We start from the raw sequence: 15,396 nt of genomic DNA on the forward strand, positions 1-15,396 counted from the left end.
CGCTGATGGAGGTTGGTGATCGTCGATGCCGCGTCGCGAGGATTCCGTGACCCTTCATTCGGACTGGGGTCATCTGCGCATCCGTCCGGTCGGTCCACTTGTCCAGGCCCTGGTTTTCACCGCGTTCGGCATCACCCTCGACAAGTCACGGCAGGGCCTCGTGCGCGGCTCCGAGCGTGGGCGTCACGGCGTGCCCACTCTGACGGTGACGAATCCCGGTGACTTCGCGGCGCGACTCCTTCGCGACGGCAATCTGGGCTTCGGAGAAGCCTTCATCCAGCAATCCTGGCGAGGTGGGGACGGCACCGCCTCGCTTCAGGCGGAGACCGACGAGATAGTCGATTGGCTGGCTGTCTACGCCGGGAAACTCGCGAGCCGGGGACGGTGGAACGAGGTGGCGAGCCAGCTGGGGTGGCGCTGGCGAATGCCGCGGGGAGTGCCCAACACGAGGGGCGGTGCTCGCCGCAACGTCGCCCTGCACTATGACCTCCCACCCGACTTCTTCCGGCTTTTCCTCGACGAGGATCTGGTCTACTCCTGCGCAGACTTCAGCCGGGCCACCCGACTGAAGGAGGCGCAGCGGGACAAGATGGACGCGATCCTCGATCTGGCCGAGGTCCGGGAGGGCGCCACACTGCTCGACATCGGCTGCGGCTGGGGCGGGCTCCTGGTCTCGGCCGCGACGCGACGCGGGGCTCATGCCACCGGGATCACCGTCTCCCAGCGGCAGTTCGACTATTGCCGAGCCCGGATCACCGACATCGCGGGGCCTGGAACGGCGACGGTCGACCTTGCGGACTACCGCGACCAGTCCGGGGTGTATCACTCGATCACCTCGGTCGAGATGATCGAAGCCGTCGGTTCCGCCTACTGGGCCTCCTACCTGCGCGAGCTCGAATCGCTCCTGGCCACCGACGGCGCGATCGCGTTGCAACTCATCACGTTCCCGGACGGGCGGATGGAGCAGCAGCTGGGCAACTACTCGTGGGTCGACCGATACATCTTCCCCGGCGGGGAGCTCCCCAGCATCCCGGCGATCGAGCGCATCCTGAAGCGGGACACGGGCCTGGAGATCACCCAGCTCCGCCGCCTTTCCGCTTCCTACGCCAAGACGCTGCGGATGTGGCGGCACCGTTTCTGCGCGCGTTTGGAGGAGGTCCGGGATCAGGGCTTCGACGATCGCTTCATTCGGATCTGGGCGCTGTATCTGGCGTACTTCGAGGCCGGCTTCCGGGTGCGCTATCTCGACGTCTGGCAGTGCCAGATCAAGCGCAGCGCCGACCTGGCGTAGCCCTGAACGGCGGACAGTGCGGCGGCCATCGTCTCCTCCGGTTCCACGGCCGGGTCGTCGCGGACGACGGCGACGTCGAGCCCGGCCTCCGCCAGCCGGGCCAGTCCCCGCGCGGCTCCCGCGGCGTCCCCGGCCACCGCCACCTCGTCGAGCAGCTCGTCGGTGACCAGATCGACCCGGGGCGCGCCGCTGAGCCAGCCCGCCCGGAACTCCTCGGCCACCGTCGCGGAGACCCCCGCCGTACGGGTGATGAGGTGGTCGCCGTGCACGCCCAGGAACTGGGCCACCATCGGCCGCAGGCGGTCGCGGGCCTTCGCCGGGTCGTCGTCGACCGCGATGCCCACGTACGCGGAAAGCTCTTTCGCAGCGCCGACGCGGTCGCGGACCCAGCGCACGTAGCCCGGCCCGGCCAGGATCGACAGCAGCAACCCGTCGGCCATCGCGCCGCCCCGGGTGATCGCCCGCGGCCCCTTCACGCCGAGCACGATCGGCGGATCGGGTCGCACCGGCGTGAACGACAACTTGGTGTCCACCTGGAAGAACTCGCCCTCGAAGCGGACGGGCGCGCCGGTCAGCAGCTGCCGGATCAGGTCGACCGACTCGAGCGTACGGGCCAGCGGCCGGTCGAACGGGATGCCCATCCGGTCGCTCATCCAGTGCGCGTTGCTGGCGCCCAGCCCGAGCACCGCGCGGCCCCCGCTCAGCTCGTCGAGGGTTGCGAACTCCATGGCCGTCAGCGCCGGATGCCGCGTCCACGGGTTGACCACGCCCAGGCCCACCCGAACCGAGACCGTACGGGCGGCAACCGCCCCGGCCAGAGCGAACGCACCCCGCTCGAAGTAGTCCTCGGTCAGCCAGACGTCGTCGAACCCGGCCCGCTCGGCGGCGACCGCGGCCCGCACCGCCCCGGCCGAGTCGCGATGCCCCGAGATCGAGAAGGCCAGCCTCATCGCAGCACCTTGTCCAGAGCCACGATCGTCGGCTCGATCACCGGCACCTCGTCGAGCCGGGCCGCGGTGGCGCCGACGTCCTTGAGACCGGTCGACGTGCCGATGACGACCGCCGTCTCGCCGGGTCCGAGCCCGGCCTTTTGCAGCGCGACCACGGCGGTCACGCTCGACGCCTCCAGGTAGACACCGCTCGACGCGGCCAGGGCAAGCTGCGCCTGCATGATCTCGTCGTTGTCGGGGGTCGCGATCGCCATGCCGTTGCTGCCGCGCAGGGCGGCCAGGCTCTGCTGCGTGCCGAACGGCGAGGCGGTCGAGAACGCCACCGACGGCCCGACCGGCACGGGTCCCGCGGTGTCGGAACCGTCGGCCAGGGCCTGGGCGAGCGGACCGAACGGCTCGGCGGCAATCAGCCGGGGCACGCGCGGGATCACGCCGAGGGCGGCCAGGTCGGCGAAACCGCGGGCGATGCCGGACAGCCCGTCCCCGTACGCGACCGGCACCACCACGGCGTCGGGCGGTGCGGGCAGCTGCTCGACCAGCTCGTACGCGATGGTCTTGTAGCCGTCCACCCCGTACGGGTGGGAGCCGGCGGGCGGATTCGCGTAGCCCGACATCGCCATCCAGCCGCGCACCTTGACGAGCTCGCCCATCAGGTGCCAGCGATCGGCCGGCCGGGGCAGGGCGACAACCTCGGCCCCGTACGCCTGCATGAGCGTCTTCATCGTGGTCGGCACCGACGCCAGGGTCAGCACGACGCAGCGCAGGCCGGCCCTTGCGGCGTACGCGGCCACGGCCGCCCCGTGATTGCCGGTGCTCGCCACGACGACCGTCTCCGCGCCGAGCTCGACCGCCTTGGTCGTCGCCACCGCGGCCAGCCGATCCTTGTACGACCAGGTCGGGTTGCGGCTCTCGTCCTTCACCCACACCTGCCGCAGCCCGATGCTCTCCGCCAGCCGGGGCAGCTCGACGACCGGCGTCCCACCCTCGCCCAGACTGACCGGCGTCACGTCCTCCGCGATGGGCAGCAGCGCGCGATAACGGAACAGGCCCGGCTGGTCGTCCTGCACGACCATCTCGGACAACTCGTACTCCGGCAGCACGTTGGCGCCGACACAGGCCGGGCAGCCCGCCCCGATCAACGTCAGCGCCGGCTCCGGATAGGCCACGCCGCACCGGACACAGACCAAGTTCCCCGTGTACGCCGTCACGCCGGCACCACCAGCAGGTCGCGCTCGCCGCTGCACAGCATCTCGTACCCGTTCTCGGTGATCACCACGGTGTCCTCGATCATCATGCCGCCCCAGCCCAGCTCGTAGTACGGCGTCTCGAAGCAGAACGTCATCCCGGCCCGCAACGGCGTCGCCCCGCCCGGCGCGATGATCGGCGGCTCGTAGATGGACAGCCCGATCCCGTGCCCGCAGTGCTGCCGCCGATAACGCGGCACCCCCGCCCCGGTTCCCTCCAGCCCGAGCCGGAACAGCTCCTCGGCCGTGACGCCGGGCCGGGCCGCGTCGAGCTGGGCCTGCTCGCCCGCGTGCACCGCCGCGTACACCTGTTGCTGACGCGCGTCGGGTTCACCCAGCACGGCCGTGCGCCCGATGTCGGACCAGTAGCCGTCGACCACGCAACCGACGTCGAACCGGGCCGTCTCGCCCGGCTGCCAGGCCCGATCCCCGGGCACGACGTCGGCCAGGGCGCTGCGCTCGCCGACGGCGGCCACGATGAACCGCGGGTCGGCGCCGCCCTCGGCCATGGTGGCCGCGATGACCGCCGCGAGCTCGCGTTCGGTGGTGCCGGGACCGGCCGCGGCCAGGGCCTTGTTCACCGCGTCCTCGCACAGCCGGGCCGCGTACCGGAGCAGCTCGACCTCGCCCGGCAGCTTGATCATCCGGGCCTCGGCGGCGAGGGTCGTGTCATTTTCCCGTACGACTCTGGACCCGGCCGGAAGCTGCTCGAGCGCGGTCCGCAGCGCCGCCTCCAGGTCGGGGTGCCGGTCGGCCATGCTGGTCAGCTCCGGGTCGGGGCCCTCGACGTAGAACCGCCCGAACGGCACGAGGCGGTCGGCCGGGATGCCACTCGCGGCGGCCGCCGGGGCGTCGGCGGCGGTGCAGACCAGCCACAGGTCGTCGCCGGTGACGACCGCGGCCATCCGGTGCGTGCGGAAGACTTGGCCCGGCATGCTGCGGTATCCCGTCGCGTACAGGACGCTCTCGGGCTCGGTCAGCACGACGGCGTCGAAGGGCGCGCCGGCCAGGCCCTCGCGCAGCCGCGCCAGCCGCTGCGCACCCAGGTCGCCGCTCATCGGGCGATCACCTCCGACCCGAACCGCGCCATCATGTCGAGCGTCTCGCCGACCGAGTCGGCCGCGAACAGCAGCGCCGCCATCGTGGTGACGCCGGCCCCCTCGTACTGGGAAATCTGCTCCTTGATGTCGTCGGGCGTGCCGATCAGGTTGCGCGAGATGAGGTCGTCGACGCCCTGGTCCTTGAGGGTCGTCTTGGACAGCGAGACCAGGTGGTGGAAGAGCTGCGACGACTCGAACCGCCGCCACGCCTGCTCGCGGGTCGGCGCGACGCTCACGCAGACCTGCAATGCCACCTCGAAATCGCTGGTCAGCTCCCGCTTGTGCTGCTCGGCCTCGGCGCGGATCAAGCCCAGGCCGGTGGCCGCCTCGGCGGGGGAGAGGCACGCGGGGAGCCACCCGTCGGCCAGGCGCGCGGCCCGCGAGCGACTGCCGGGCGAGTTGCCACCCGAGAGAATCGGCAAAGGATCCTGTACGGGTTTGGGATAGCTCTCCACGTCGTCGAACTTCACCCACTTCCCCTCGTACGAGGCCCGGCGCTCGGTGAACAGCGCGCGCAGCCCGGCGATCGCCTCCTCGGCGTGCCCGCCCCGGTGCAGCGGCATACCCGGCGCCATCGCCTGGAACTCCTCGCGGTAGGCCCCGATCCCGACGCCCAGCACCGCCCGGCCGTGCGACAGGTGGTCGAGCGTGGCCACCTGCTTGGCCGCGACCACGGGGTTGCGGAACGGCAGCACCATGATCGCGGTGGCCAGCCGTACGGTCTCTGTCACCGCCGCCACGTAGCTGAAGTAGGCGAACGGGTCGTAGTAGCGCGGCGGCGTCTCGAAACTGTCCCGCACGTACCGCTGGGTGGTGATGTGGTCGTTGCCCCAGACCGACTCGAACCCGTTGCGCTCGGCCGCGACGGCGAGCTCGACGGCCTGGTCGATGTCGGCGTACGGGACCGCGTACATCAGCCCCTCGGTGCCGGTCGGGACGCCCAGTCCGTACCTCATGCGCTGGTCCTCGCCTTCTTGAGCCCGAGCCCGACCGCCGCGTAGAGCACGAACCCGGCGACCAGGCCCTCGATTGCGTTGACCAGCAGGAAGTCGCCGTAGTAGGCGAGCAGCGCGGCGGCGATCCAGCAGGCCAAAGACTCCCACCGTACGGCGGGCAGGTTGCGGAGGGCCTCGGCCGCGTTGCGCTGCACGACCCAGAAGTGGGCGATCAGCAGGCCGGCGAACGGCGGCACCACGACCCCGATCACGGTCAGGAATTTGCCGAACTGGTCGGCCACGCCGAGGAACGCGATGGCCACCGCGATCACCACGGCCACGACCGTCCAGACCGGCTTCTTCAGCTTGAGCTTGAGCAGGTTGGAGGCCGAGGTGAAGGCGAGCGAGGCCGAGTAGATGTTGTTGTCGGCCGTGTTCCACAGGGCCAGGAAGAGCAGCACGGCGGCCGGGGCGAGCAGGCCCAGGCCCTGCATGACGACCACGAAGTTGCTGTTGCCGACCTTCATGGCCGAGACGGTGGCGATGACCTCGAAGATGCCGACGCCGACGACGAAGCTGAGCACGCACGAGATGACCACATCGCGGGCCTTGAGGGCGTACCGCTGGACGTCGGAGACGAGCGCGGCACCGGTCACCCAGGTCGCGATGACCGAGCTGACCGCGGCCGAGAAGCCGATCGCGGCGACCGGGCTCGCGTCGAACACCTCGCCGAACCCGCCGTCGAGCGAGCCGATCCGGAACAGCGCGAACAGGCCGATCGCCACCTGCACCGGCACGGCGACCAGCGAGAACGTGTGCAGGCCCTTGAAGCCGAAGATCGCCGTGGTCAGGATGGCCGCGGCGAACACGACGACGAACACGGCGGACGGGATGGCCGGGATCAGCTTGTTGACCGCGCCGCCCCACGTGTCCATCAGCACGCCGATGAAGCCCATGGCGACGATGCCGAGCACGATCGACACGACGATCGAGCCGTTGCGGCCGAACACCGCCCGCGAGGCGAGATAGCTGGTCAGGCCGGTGCGGAAGCCGATGATGCCGATCAGCGACGCCACCACGGCCAGCACGACGTTGCCCAGGCCGATGGCCAGCATGCCCTCGCCGAACGTGGTGCCGGCGCCGACCACGCCGCCGACCAGGAAGCTGCTGACGCTGATGTTCCAGCCGACCTGAACCACGATGAGCTGCAGAAGCGGCTTGCGCCCGGCGGCCGGCACCGGCTCGAGGGCGTGGTCGTCCATCGTCGCGGCAAGATCACCTTCGGCGGCTCGGGCCGCCCGTTCGTCAGTAGTCATCCTGCTCTCCTCGTTTTAGCGATTCCTCACATAGTCTTGAACAGGTCTCGTGGACACTACCCAGGCAGACCGGAAGAACGGCGGCGACTTCTTGTGGATGTCCCACAACGGGCACACCTTCTTCTCAGCCGTGTTACGGACCTGGCACAGGTGCTGGTAACAGATGTGTGGCGGCAGTTACCGGGCTATGACGAGGACCGCATGGACCTGGCCGACCTGGCCGGCACGATCACCCCCAACATCCGTACGCTGCTGTTCTGCGTCGGCGAGCGGCGCCTGCCGGCCGGCCCCGAACTGATCACCGCGGCCGCCCTGGGCGAGCGCCGGGCCATCCAGGGCGTGCCCATCGAGGCCGTGGTGACGTCGTGGCACCGGGCCGAACGCGAGGTCTTCACGTGGCTGGCCACCGTGGACGCGCCGTTCACCCCCGACGAGCACCGCCAGGTCACCCGCGACCTGGCCGCCGCCGTCGACCGGATGACCTCCACGTCGACCGAGGCCTACCGCCGAGCCCGTACGGAGGTGGCCGCCCACCTGGAACAGATGGCCACCGACCTGGTCTCCCGGCTGACCGGCGGCGAACTGCTCGACCCGCAAGTCATCGAGGAACGGGCCAAACTGATCGGCGTGGCCGTGCAAGGCTCGCACCGGGCCCTGGCCGTCCGCGGGTCGCAGCTGCTGCCACGGGCCCAGCGCGTCGTGCTCGACGCGCTACGCCCGATGCTGCACAGCCGCACGGTGGTCGGCACCCGCGACGACGTGGCGGTGATCGTCACCCCCGAGGTCCCCGGCCTGATCGCGGCCCTCACCCGCGCCGCCCGCAGCCCCGGCCTGCTCATCGGCGTAGGCTTGCCACGCCCCCGCTTCGGCGAGGTAGCCGGCTCCTGCCGCGAAGCCATGGCCGCCGCCGAAGCAGGCCACGCCGCCGGCACCACGGGCGTAGTCGAATTCGCCGCCGTCGCCGCCGACGTGCTGCTCTTGGAGAACCCGCTGGACGCCCGCCAGGTGGTCGCGCACGCCCTGGGCCCGATCCTGGCCAAGCCACCCCTGGTCGAAACCCTCCGCGTCTACCTGCACAACGGCCTGTCCACCCGAGCCACAGCGGTAGCCCTACGCCTACACGAAAACACCGTCACATACCGCTTACGCCAAATCACCGACGCCCTCCACGCCGACACCCCAGCGGCCCTGGTCCGCGCCGACATTCTGATGGCCCTCCGCTACCAAGAACTCTCCTGACGGCCCGCCCTCGCCTCACCTTCAGGGCCATCCCCTTCCCTTGCCCGCGCCCCCTTCCTAGCCTTCGCCGCCACTCACCCCTTCCTTTCTCACCTCGCTGCGTCTCCGCTCCATCCCCTCGCCCTCCCACGCCTCGCCTCTGGAGCCATCCCCTTCTCTTGGCCGCGCCCCTTCCTGGCCGTAACCCTCGCCGCCACTCACCCCCTGCCCTTTCTCGCCTCGCTGCGTCTCCGTGCCGTCCCTTAGCCCTTTCCGCGCCTCTGCCCTTACCCCTGACGTCACCCCTCCCTGGTCTTCGCGCCTTTTGTGCACGCTCTGACCGCCCCACGCCTTCACCGTCGCAGCCACCCCGCCGCTTCGCCATTGCCGCCATCCACCCGCGCCCTTTTCTGTCACCTCGCTACGTCTCCGCCCCATCCACTCGCCCTTTCCGTTGCTCCCTCGCGCCCGTGGCCCTGCCCTCACTGCGGCCCTTACCCCGCCCTCCGGTCGACGATTTATCCGCCTCTACCGTGCGCCGCGAATAGTATTCGTTGCCCCAGATGGCGTTTGCGCCAACGTTCGATTGGCATGATCGAATGCTGACATTGCCCGTGGTGATTGCGAGATAATACTCGTATGAACCGCCAATTGTCGCTCTTTGGCCGAGCCGAGATCTCAGCCATGCGTGATCGCACCAGGGCGCGCAATTATTCGCCCAGCCGAGACGAATTCCGGCGCGATCATGAGCGGCGGCGCGCTTGGGGTCTATACCGGCGCCATGCCGAGAAGCTGAAGTATTTGCACAGCCGTGGTGAGGCATTGTGGTTCGGGGTCGAGGCCCTCAGTCATCCGAGTCGGTCCGCGCCGCCAGCCTCCTCGAGGTCGAAGGCTACGGAGCCACGAGCTGCGGAAGCGCGAGCCGCGGGGGCTCAGGCAGTTAAGATTCGAGCTACGGAGGCTCCGGCTGTTGAGGCGCGAGCTGCGGAGGCTCCCGCTGTTGAGGCGCGAGCTGCGGAGGCTCCGGCTACTAAGGCGGGAGTTGCGGAGGCGCGGGCCGCTGAGGCGCGGGCCGCTGAGGCGCGGGCCGCTGAGGCGCGGGCCGCTGAGGCTCGGGGATCGGGCGCCAAGGTCCAGTCGGCGGCCGGTGGCACTCTGGTTATTGAGGCTGCGCGCCCAGGGCGGCGGCGATTAACCCCGCTTGGGGTTGCTGTTTCGAGGCTTGCCGTCGCTCGTTGCATTTTGATGAGTTACTGTGGTCACTGTCGGATTGTGGTCGAGGTGACACTCGATGCCGTAATCAGCCGCGGGTCGCTGCAACTCGTCATTCTGTGGTGGCGCTTTCAAGAGCAGCCCTTGTGGCTACGTATCGTCATTCTTTCGCGCTGGCGGCAGGTGCAATTTTCGTAGCTGCGGCTCGTTCTTCTGTGAGTGTGGTTATGCGAGCGATCTACGTGACGGCCGGGCTACGGATGACTGCGACTCGCCAATCTGCGGCGGCCTCATCCCACGCGGATCGTCGCCGGAGCGCCGTCGAGTCGGCGCGTCACTGGTGTCGAAGTCGGATGGCCAGCGTCTCTGCACCGTGGCCAAGCCGTCCGTCCACGTGCCGTTTCGTCGGGGCTGTCTCGCGCCTCGATATGGTTGTGAGTCCTCACTTACAGGGCTTAGGGGAGTGGTGTCTCGCGGGACTGCCCCTTGTCTCTGCGGCTCGTGAGTGTCGTTGCTGTTCCTCCCCAGATTCGAGACCGGCTCTGCCCAGTCCTCTTCAGGCGTCGGGACTTCCTCGCGCCTCAACGCGGTTGCGAGTTTCGAATACGGAGTCTGGGGGTGTCACCCCGTTCGGGCTGTCTCGTGCCGCGCTGCGGATGTGAGTGCTCACTTACTTACGGGTGTGAGTACTCACTTACCGAGTCGGGGAAGGGGTGCTAGCTGTCCCATCCGGGTCTGTCTCGCGCTTCGACGCTGAAGTGAGTACTCACTTATCAGGTATGAGGCGGTGCTGTCTCACCCAGATAGTCGCGCTCACTCGGACAGTCGCGCTCACCGGACAGTCGCGCTCACCGGACAGTCGCGCTCACCGGACAGTCGCGCTCGCCCGGACAGTCGCGCTCGCCCGGACAGTCGCGCTCGCCCGGACAGTCGCGCTCGCCCGGACAGTCGCGCTCGCCCGGACAGTCGCGCTCACCCGGACAGTCGCGCTCGCCCGGACAGTCGCGCTCGCCCGGACAGTCGCGCTCACCCGGACAGTCGCGCTCACCCGGACAGTCGCGCTCACCCGGACAGTCGCGCTCACCCGGACAGTCGCGCCCTGGTGTGGATGTGAGTGCTCACTTACTTGGCCTGGGATGGGTGTTGGCTGTCTTGTTGGGGCTGTCTCGCACTTCGACGCATAAGTGAGTACTCACTTACCAGGTATGAGCGGGGCTGTCTCACCCAGACTGACGCGCCTTGGTGTGGATGTGAGTACTCACTTACTAGGCCTTGGGGTGGTGCTGGCCGTCTCGCCGGGGCTGTTCGCGCTTCGATGCGGAAGTGAGTACTCACTTACCAAGTTTGGGGCGATGCTGTCTCACCCAGGCTGTCGGATGTGAGTGCTCACTTACAGGGCTGCAGACAGTAACGGCTCAACCTGGGGCGGAGCGGGTCAGTCGCGGGGTGGGACTACTGCGCGGCCGTGGGCTATCACGATGGGTGGGGGGCGGCGTTTGCGGCGGGCGCGGTAGCCCAGAAGCCACGTAACGAGCAGGCCGACCACGACGAGGGCGGTGGTGGACACCGCGGCGAGGATCAGCATGCGGTCCGGGCCGGTGGGGTCGGGGGGTGGGGCCGCGGCGGGGACGGGTACGTCGGCCGACAGGGTCAGGTCGGGGGTGGTGATGTGTAGCGGGACCGTGGCCGGGCGGGTGGCGGGGGTTGGGAAGCGCACTAGGTAGCGGCCGCGCAGGGTGGTTTCGACCTGGTCCAGGGCGGGGACCACGGCTGGGTTGCCGGCGGGGGCGAAGAAGCCGCCGGTGGCCTCGGCGGCGGTGCTCCAATACGGGCTGGCGCCGGCTGTGGTGGCGACGACCAGGATGATGCCGGCTTTGCGGAAACGTTCGCCGAGTTCCTGTGCGGACGGGCCGCCGGCGTCGGTTGCGCCTGTGTAGACGACGGCGAGTTTGCGGCCTGCGGGCACGTCGGGGAACTGGCGGGCGGCCAGGTCGAGGGCGGCGGCGGTGTCGCGTTCTCCATGCGCCTGTACGCCGCCGAGGGCGGCCACGATGCCTGCCGGGTCCTGTTGGGGCGGGGCGATCGCGGTGGCGGGGGCCGAGTCGCCGATCACCGTGGCCCAGGTGCCGGGTGGGGCTTCGAGGATGAACCGGGCGCCGGCGCTGAGCCAGGCCGGCACCGAGGTGGCGTCGGTGAGTGAGGTGTCGACCACGATCGTGACGGCCAGGCCGGTCGACATGAGCGGCGTGATGTCGGCCTTACGCCGTACGCCGTCGGTGGTGACCTGGGCCGACGGGGAACCGGGGCGGCTGCTCGCGCTGAGGTCGACCACGACCGCCGTCTCGTCGTCGCCCGTGAGCACCGCCCCGACCGGCAGCGGCACAGTCCCGGCCGGGGTCGCCTGGACCGGCAGTGGCGCGAGCGCGATCAAGGAGGCCGCGAGCGCGATCAGGAAGGCCGCCAGCGTGGCGACGGCGAACCTACACCGCATCGGCGTACGCGATGACGTTGTCGCGGTAGCTGCCGCGGGCCTGGTCGAACGTGCCGCCGCAGGTGACCAGGCGCAAGGTGGGGTCGAGGGACGGTGCGTAGACCAGGTCGGTCGGGAAGCGGGTCTTGGCCACCCGGGACAGTTTGCTGATTTTGAAGGTGGCGGTGCTGCCGTCGGCCCGGTCGACCTCGATCACCGTGCCGGTCTTGACCTTGTGCAGGTCGACGAAGATGCCCGGGCCGTTCGAGGAGTCGACGTGGCCGAGGATCACCGCGGGACCGTCCTGGCCGGGGCGCGGGCCGCCGTCGTACCAGCCGGCGACCGACACGCTGGAGGGCACCTCGATCTCGCCGTCCGGTTGCAGGCCGAGGTCGATGATCTTGCTGTCCACCTTGAGGGACGGGATGCGGATGTGCGTCGGGCGGGCCACGGTCTCGTACGTGGTGCTGGAGGAGAAGCTGTCGGCCGGGTTGGGCGGCGCGGGCGGGGGCGGCTCGGACTCGGGGCGGTCGGGGCCGCAGGCCGTCAAAAGGGCGACCGCCACCAGGGCGGCGGCGAACCGGCGCATGTCAGAAGTGTTCCACGACGCCGGCCAGCCCGCCGAAACCGGTCTGCGCGCCTCCCTTGGGCAGCCGGGCCGCCACCGCGCCGCCGAACGCGTCGGCCAGCGTACGGGCGAGGTGGAACATGTGGTCATAGGTCTCGTAGGCGATGGTGTGGGCCTTCGGATAGTCCTTGGCCGCGTACGCGTCGGCGTGCTCGAGCAGCATGCGGTCGTGCTCGGCCAGCGCCGACGTCATGGCCGCGGGGGTGGCCCGGCCGCTGGTGGCGTCGGACAGGAACTTGCCCATGCGCTGCTGGAACGACGTGAGCCGATCGCGCGCCTGCTTCTGCTTGGCTTCGTCCTGGCCCGCGGTCGCCGCCGCGTACGAGACCAGCGCCTCGACGTGCGAGCCCCACAGGGTCTGGAACTGCCGGGCCGCCGTCCCGCCGAACAACGTGTCCATGGCCGCGGCGATGTCGCTGGTGTTGGCGTTGAGCGAGGCCCCGGCCGCGCTGAAGTCGGGGGTGCGGGTGACCGCGGCCCGGGTCGCGTCCTCGATCAGCACGGCGTGCTCGGCCAGCAGCTTGCCCAGTTGGGAGCGCAGCCGCCAGACCGGTTGCTCCAGCACCGCGGTGTCGGCCGGCGGGAGCAGCGCCTTGGCCAGACCCAGCCCCAGGTCGTACGTGTGCTGGAAACCGAGCCGCGAGAGCGCGTCGGATTTGGCGTAGTCACCGGCGGCGTACGCGTCGGCCTGACCGGTCAGGTGCTGGATGTGCATGACGACGAGGCTGCGCGCGGTGGCCAGCGGCAGACGGCCTTGCGACGCGCCCGAGAAGAACGCGGCCAATTGACCCTCGAACCTGGTCAACTGCGTACGGGCGGTGGTCTTGGCCTGGTCGTCGTGGTCGGCGAGGGCGCCCGCATAACCGAACAGCGCGACGACGTGCTGCGACCACAGGGGCCGGAACTTCTCGGCCGTGGGCGCGCCGAAAAGCTGCCCGACCAGGCCGGTCATGTCGGTCGTGTTCTGCCCGAGCGAGGCGTTCGCGGCCTGCACGAAGTCGTCGTCGCCACGGACCCGGCTGCGCATCATGTTCGCCGCGAGCACCGCGTGCTGCCCCAGCAACGCCTCGAACTGCACGGCCAGGTCGGCCGGGGAGCCGCCGGCGGGCGCGCGCAGGTCAGCCGCGACCATCCGCCCGACCGGGGTCTGCGCCGTCGTCTCCGTCGCCCGCACCGCCGCGGCGATCCTGCCCGCTGACGCCGACCCGACCGCCACGGTGGCCGCTGTCGCGGTGACCACGGCGATCGCCGCGATCCGGTATCCGAGTTTCCGCATGCGTCTCGCCTTCGCAGGTCACGGTTACGCCCGCCGACCTTACGCCCGGCATCGACACCGGTCGACTCCACCGGACGGCCGAGGCCCGCGCCCACACGTCCGATGGCGGTCGCCCGATCACCGACGTTCATACATGCACGTCCGGGGTACCTTCAAGTGGTGCAGACGGCGGCGGGCGACCTCATCGCTGCGCGCTGGCGTGTGCTCGGCCCGCTGGCGAAGGGCGGGCTCGGGCACGTCTGGCTGGCGGTCGACGAGCGTACGGGCAGGACTGTCGCCCTCAAGAAGTGCGGCCTGCCCAAATCGCTCACCCCGGAAAAGCGTTCCCTCGTACGGTTGTGGGTGCCCCGGGAGGCCCGCGCGTTCGCCCGCATTCATCACCCGAACGTGATTCGCACCCTCGACGTCCTGCTCGACGGCGACGCCCCGTGGATCGTGATGGAGTACGTGCCGTCCCGCTCCCTGCTCGACCTGATCCTCGACGAGGGCCCGATGCCGCCCGCCCGGGTCGCCCGCATCGGCCTCGACCTGCTGGCCGCCCTGACCGCCGCCTGGGACGCCGACGTGCTGCACCTCGACGTCAAACCGTCCAACGTGCTGATCGCCGACGACGGCCGCGCGGTCCTCACCGACTTCGGCCCGGCCGGCAGCAAGCCCGGGGTGGCCGCCCTGGCCGCGGCCGACGTCATCCTCGGCTCACCGAAATACGTCGCCCCCGAACGCCTCTTCGACCTGGTCACCGACGAACGCTGCGACCTGTGGTCACTGGGCGCGACGCTCTACCACGCGGTCGAGGGCCGCACCCCGTTCACCCGCGACACCACCGACGACGCCCTGCACGCGGCCGACGCCGGCACCCCCGACCCGTACGAGCTGGCCGGCCCGCTCGAGCCGGTGCTGACCGGTCTCATGCGCCGCGACCCGGCCACCCGCATGACCGCGGCCGAGACCCGCCGCCGGCTGCGCCGCATCGCCCCCGCCACCCGCCGCACCACCCTGCTGCGGGCCGGTACGGCGGTCACGGCCGCCGCGGCGATCGCCTTCGCCGGGGTGGCGTTCGCCGACCAGCCCGCGGTCAACCCGTCGCCGTCACAGTCCCCGTCGCCGTCAGCGTCCTCCGCCCCGGCGATCGCCCGGCCCGCCGCCCTGCCCGCAGGCTTCCGGTGGTGGACCGAGCCCCGCGACGAATACCGCGTGGCGATGCCCGCGGACTGGAAGCCGTCCTTCCGCGGCGGCCGCCTGACCTGCACCGCCCCCGACGGGAAGACGGTGATGGGCGTGTCCCGGTGGACCACCCCGGGCGACGCGGTGGTGGCCCTGACCGCCGTCGAGACCCGGTCGACGCTGGCCGGCTATCGCCGCATCCGGATCACCCCCGGCACCTCGGGCGCGGTCTGGGAATACACCTATCAGGACCCGGAGGCCGGACGCACCCGCGCGCTCCGCCAAATCGTCGAGGTCGGCGACCAGTCGTACGCGGTGGACTGGCGCGCCCCGGCCGCCGACTGGTCCGCCGACCTGCCCACCCTGCTCACCGTGCTCCCCACCCTGAGCCGGGTCCCCGCCAAGTAGCCGCAGGGCTCAGCTGCCGGTTCGGTTGGCGGTAGCGCGCTGTCACCCCGCGGTGGCCGGCCGGGTCGTTTCGACCGTGGCCGGCTCCGCAGGAATTCCGCAGGGTCCGTGCGAGATCGTTCGCTGACAGGGCGGTCAGGCACCGCAGCCGGCCGGTCGACCAGACTCGCTCGCATCTCTTCCG

The 15,396-nt window shown here is 70.4% G+C and carries 11 protein-coding genes; 3 read left to right on the top strand and 8 right to left on the bottom strand.

The features are described 5' to 3' along the window. The first annotated feature begins 46 nt into the window (after positions 1-46). The gene (locus JKJ07_RS31120; RefSeq protein ID WP_202995430.1) at positions 47-1,291 is read left to right on the top strand and encodes an SAM-dependent methyltransferase; all 1,245 of its coding nucleotides are present in this window, start codon (positions 47-49) and stop codon (positions 1,289-1,291) included. On the opposite strand, the gene JKJ07_RS31125 is transcribed toward JKJ07_RS31120, so the two are convergent. Genes JKJ07_RS31125 through JKJ07_RS31145 form a run of 5 tightly spaced genes read right to left on the bottom strand, consistent with a single transcriptional unit; the run spans position 1,240 to position 6,836 of the window. Beyond that, positions 1,240-2,241 (bottom strand): LLM class flavin-dependent oxidoreductase, encoded by a 1,002-nt coding sequence (locus JKJ07_RS31125; protein ID WP_202995431.1) that lies wholly within the window; start codon positions 2,239-2,241, stop codon positions 1,240-1,242. The genes JKJ07_RS31120 and JKJ07_RS31125 overlap by 52 nt on opposite strands. Continuing rightward, positions 2,238-3,449, bottom strand: a complete 1,212-nt coding sequence (locus JKJ07_RS31130) for a threonine synthase (RefSeq protein WP_202995432.1) — start codon at positions 3,447-3,449, stop codon at positions 2,238-2,240. The genes JKJ07_RS31125 and JKJ07_RS31130 overlap by 4 nt, the downstream gene beginning before the upstream one ends. After that, on the bottom strand, positions 3,446-4,543 hold the full coding sequence (locus tag JKJ07_RS31135) for a M24 family metallopeptidase (protein ID WP_202995433.1): 1,098 nt from the start codon (positions 4,541-4,543) through the stop codon (positions 3,446-3,448). Before JKJ07_RS31135 ends, JKJ07_RS31130 begins: the two co-directional genes overlap by 4 nt. After that, positions 4,540-5,541, bottom strand: coding sequence for a TIGR03619 family F420-dependent LLM class oxidoreductase (locus tag JKJ07_RS31140; RefSeq protein WP_202995434.1), 1,002 nt, complete (start codon positions 5,539-5,541; stop codon positions 4,540-4,542). The genes JKJ07_RS31135 and JKJ07_RS31140 overlap by 4 nt, the downstream gene beginning before the upstream one ends. Further along, positions 5,538-6,836, bottom strand: a complete 1,299-nt coding sequence (locus JKJ07_RS31145; protein ID WP_202995435.1) for a cytosine permease — start codon at positions 6,834-6,836, stop codon at positions 5,538-5,540. Before JKJ07_RS31145 ends, JKJ07_RS31140 begins: the two co-directional genes overlap by 4 nt. A gap of 150 nt (positions 6,837-6,986) precedes the next feature. Between JKJ07_RS31145 and JKJ07_RS31150 the strand changes: the two genes are divergently transcribed. Further along, positions 6,987-8,075, top strand: a complete 1,089-nt coding sequence (locus JKJ07_RS31150) for a PucR family transcriptional regulator (RefSeq protein WP_202995436.1) — start codon at positions 6,987-6,989, stop codon at positions 8,073-8,075. Positions 8,076-10,701: 2,626 nt separating this feature from the next. Here JKJ07_RS31150 and JKJ07_RS31155 read toward each other — a convergent pair. Genes JKJ07_RS31155 through JKJ07_RS31165 form a run of 3 tightly spaced genes read right to left on the bottom strand, consistent with a single transcriptional unit; the run spans position 10,702 to position 13,640 of the window. Further along, positions 10,702-11,757, bottom strand: a complete 1,056-nt coding sequence (locus JKJ07_RS31155) for a hypothetical protein (protein ID WP_202995437.1) — start codon at positions 11,755-11,757, stop codon at positions 10,702-10,704. Continuing rightward, entirely contained in the window at positions 11,747-12,325 is a 579-nt protein-coding gene (locus JKJ07_RS31160; RefSeq protein ID WP_202995438.1) for a class F sortase, read from the bottom strand. Before JKJ07_RS31160 ends, JKJ07_RS31155 begins: the two co-directional genes overlap by 11 nt. 1 nt (position 12,326) lies before the next feature. Further along, positions 12,327-13,640, bottom strand: a complete 1,314-nt coding sequence (locus JKJ07_RS31165) for a hypothetical protein (protein ID WP_236030171.1) — start codon at positions 13,638-13,640, stop codon at positions 12,327-12,329. A gap of 159 nt (positions 13,641-13,799) precedes the next feature. On the opposite strand from JKJ07_RS31165, the gene JKJ07_RS31170 reads away from it, so the two are divergent. Next, the gene (locus JKJ07_RS31170) at positions 13,800-15,212 is read left to right on the top strand and encodes a serine/threonine-protein kinase (RefSeq protein WP_202995439.1); all 1,413 of its coding nucleotides are present in this window, start codon (positions 13,800-13,802) and stop codon (positions 15,210-15,212) included. Positions 15,213-15,396: the final 184 nt, after the last annotated feature.

It is taken from the genome of Paractinoplanes lichenicola (assembly GCF_016785085.1).
Lineage (GTDB): Bacteria > Actinomycetota > Actinomycetes > Mycobacteriales > Micromonosporaceae > Actinoplanes > Actinoplanes lichenicola.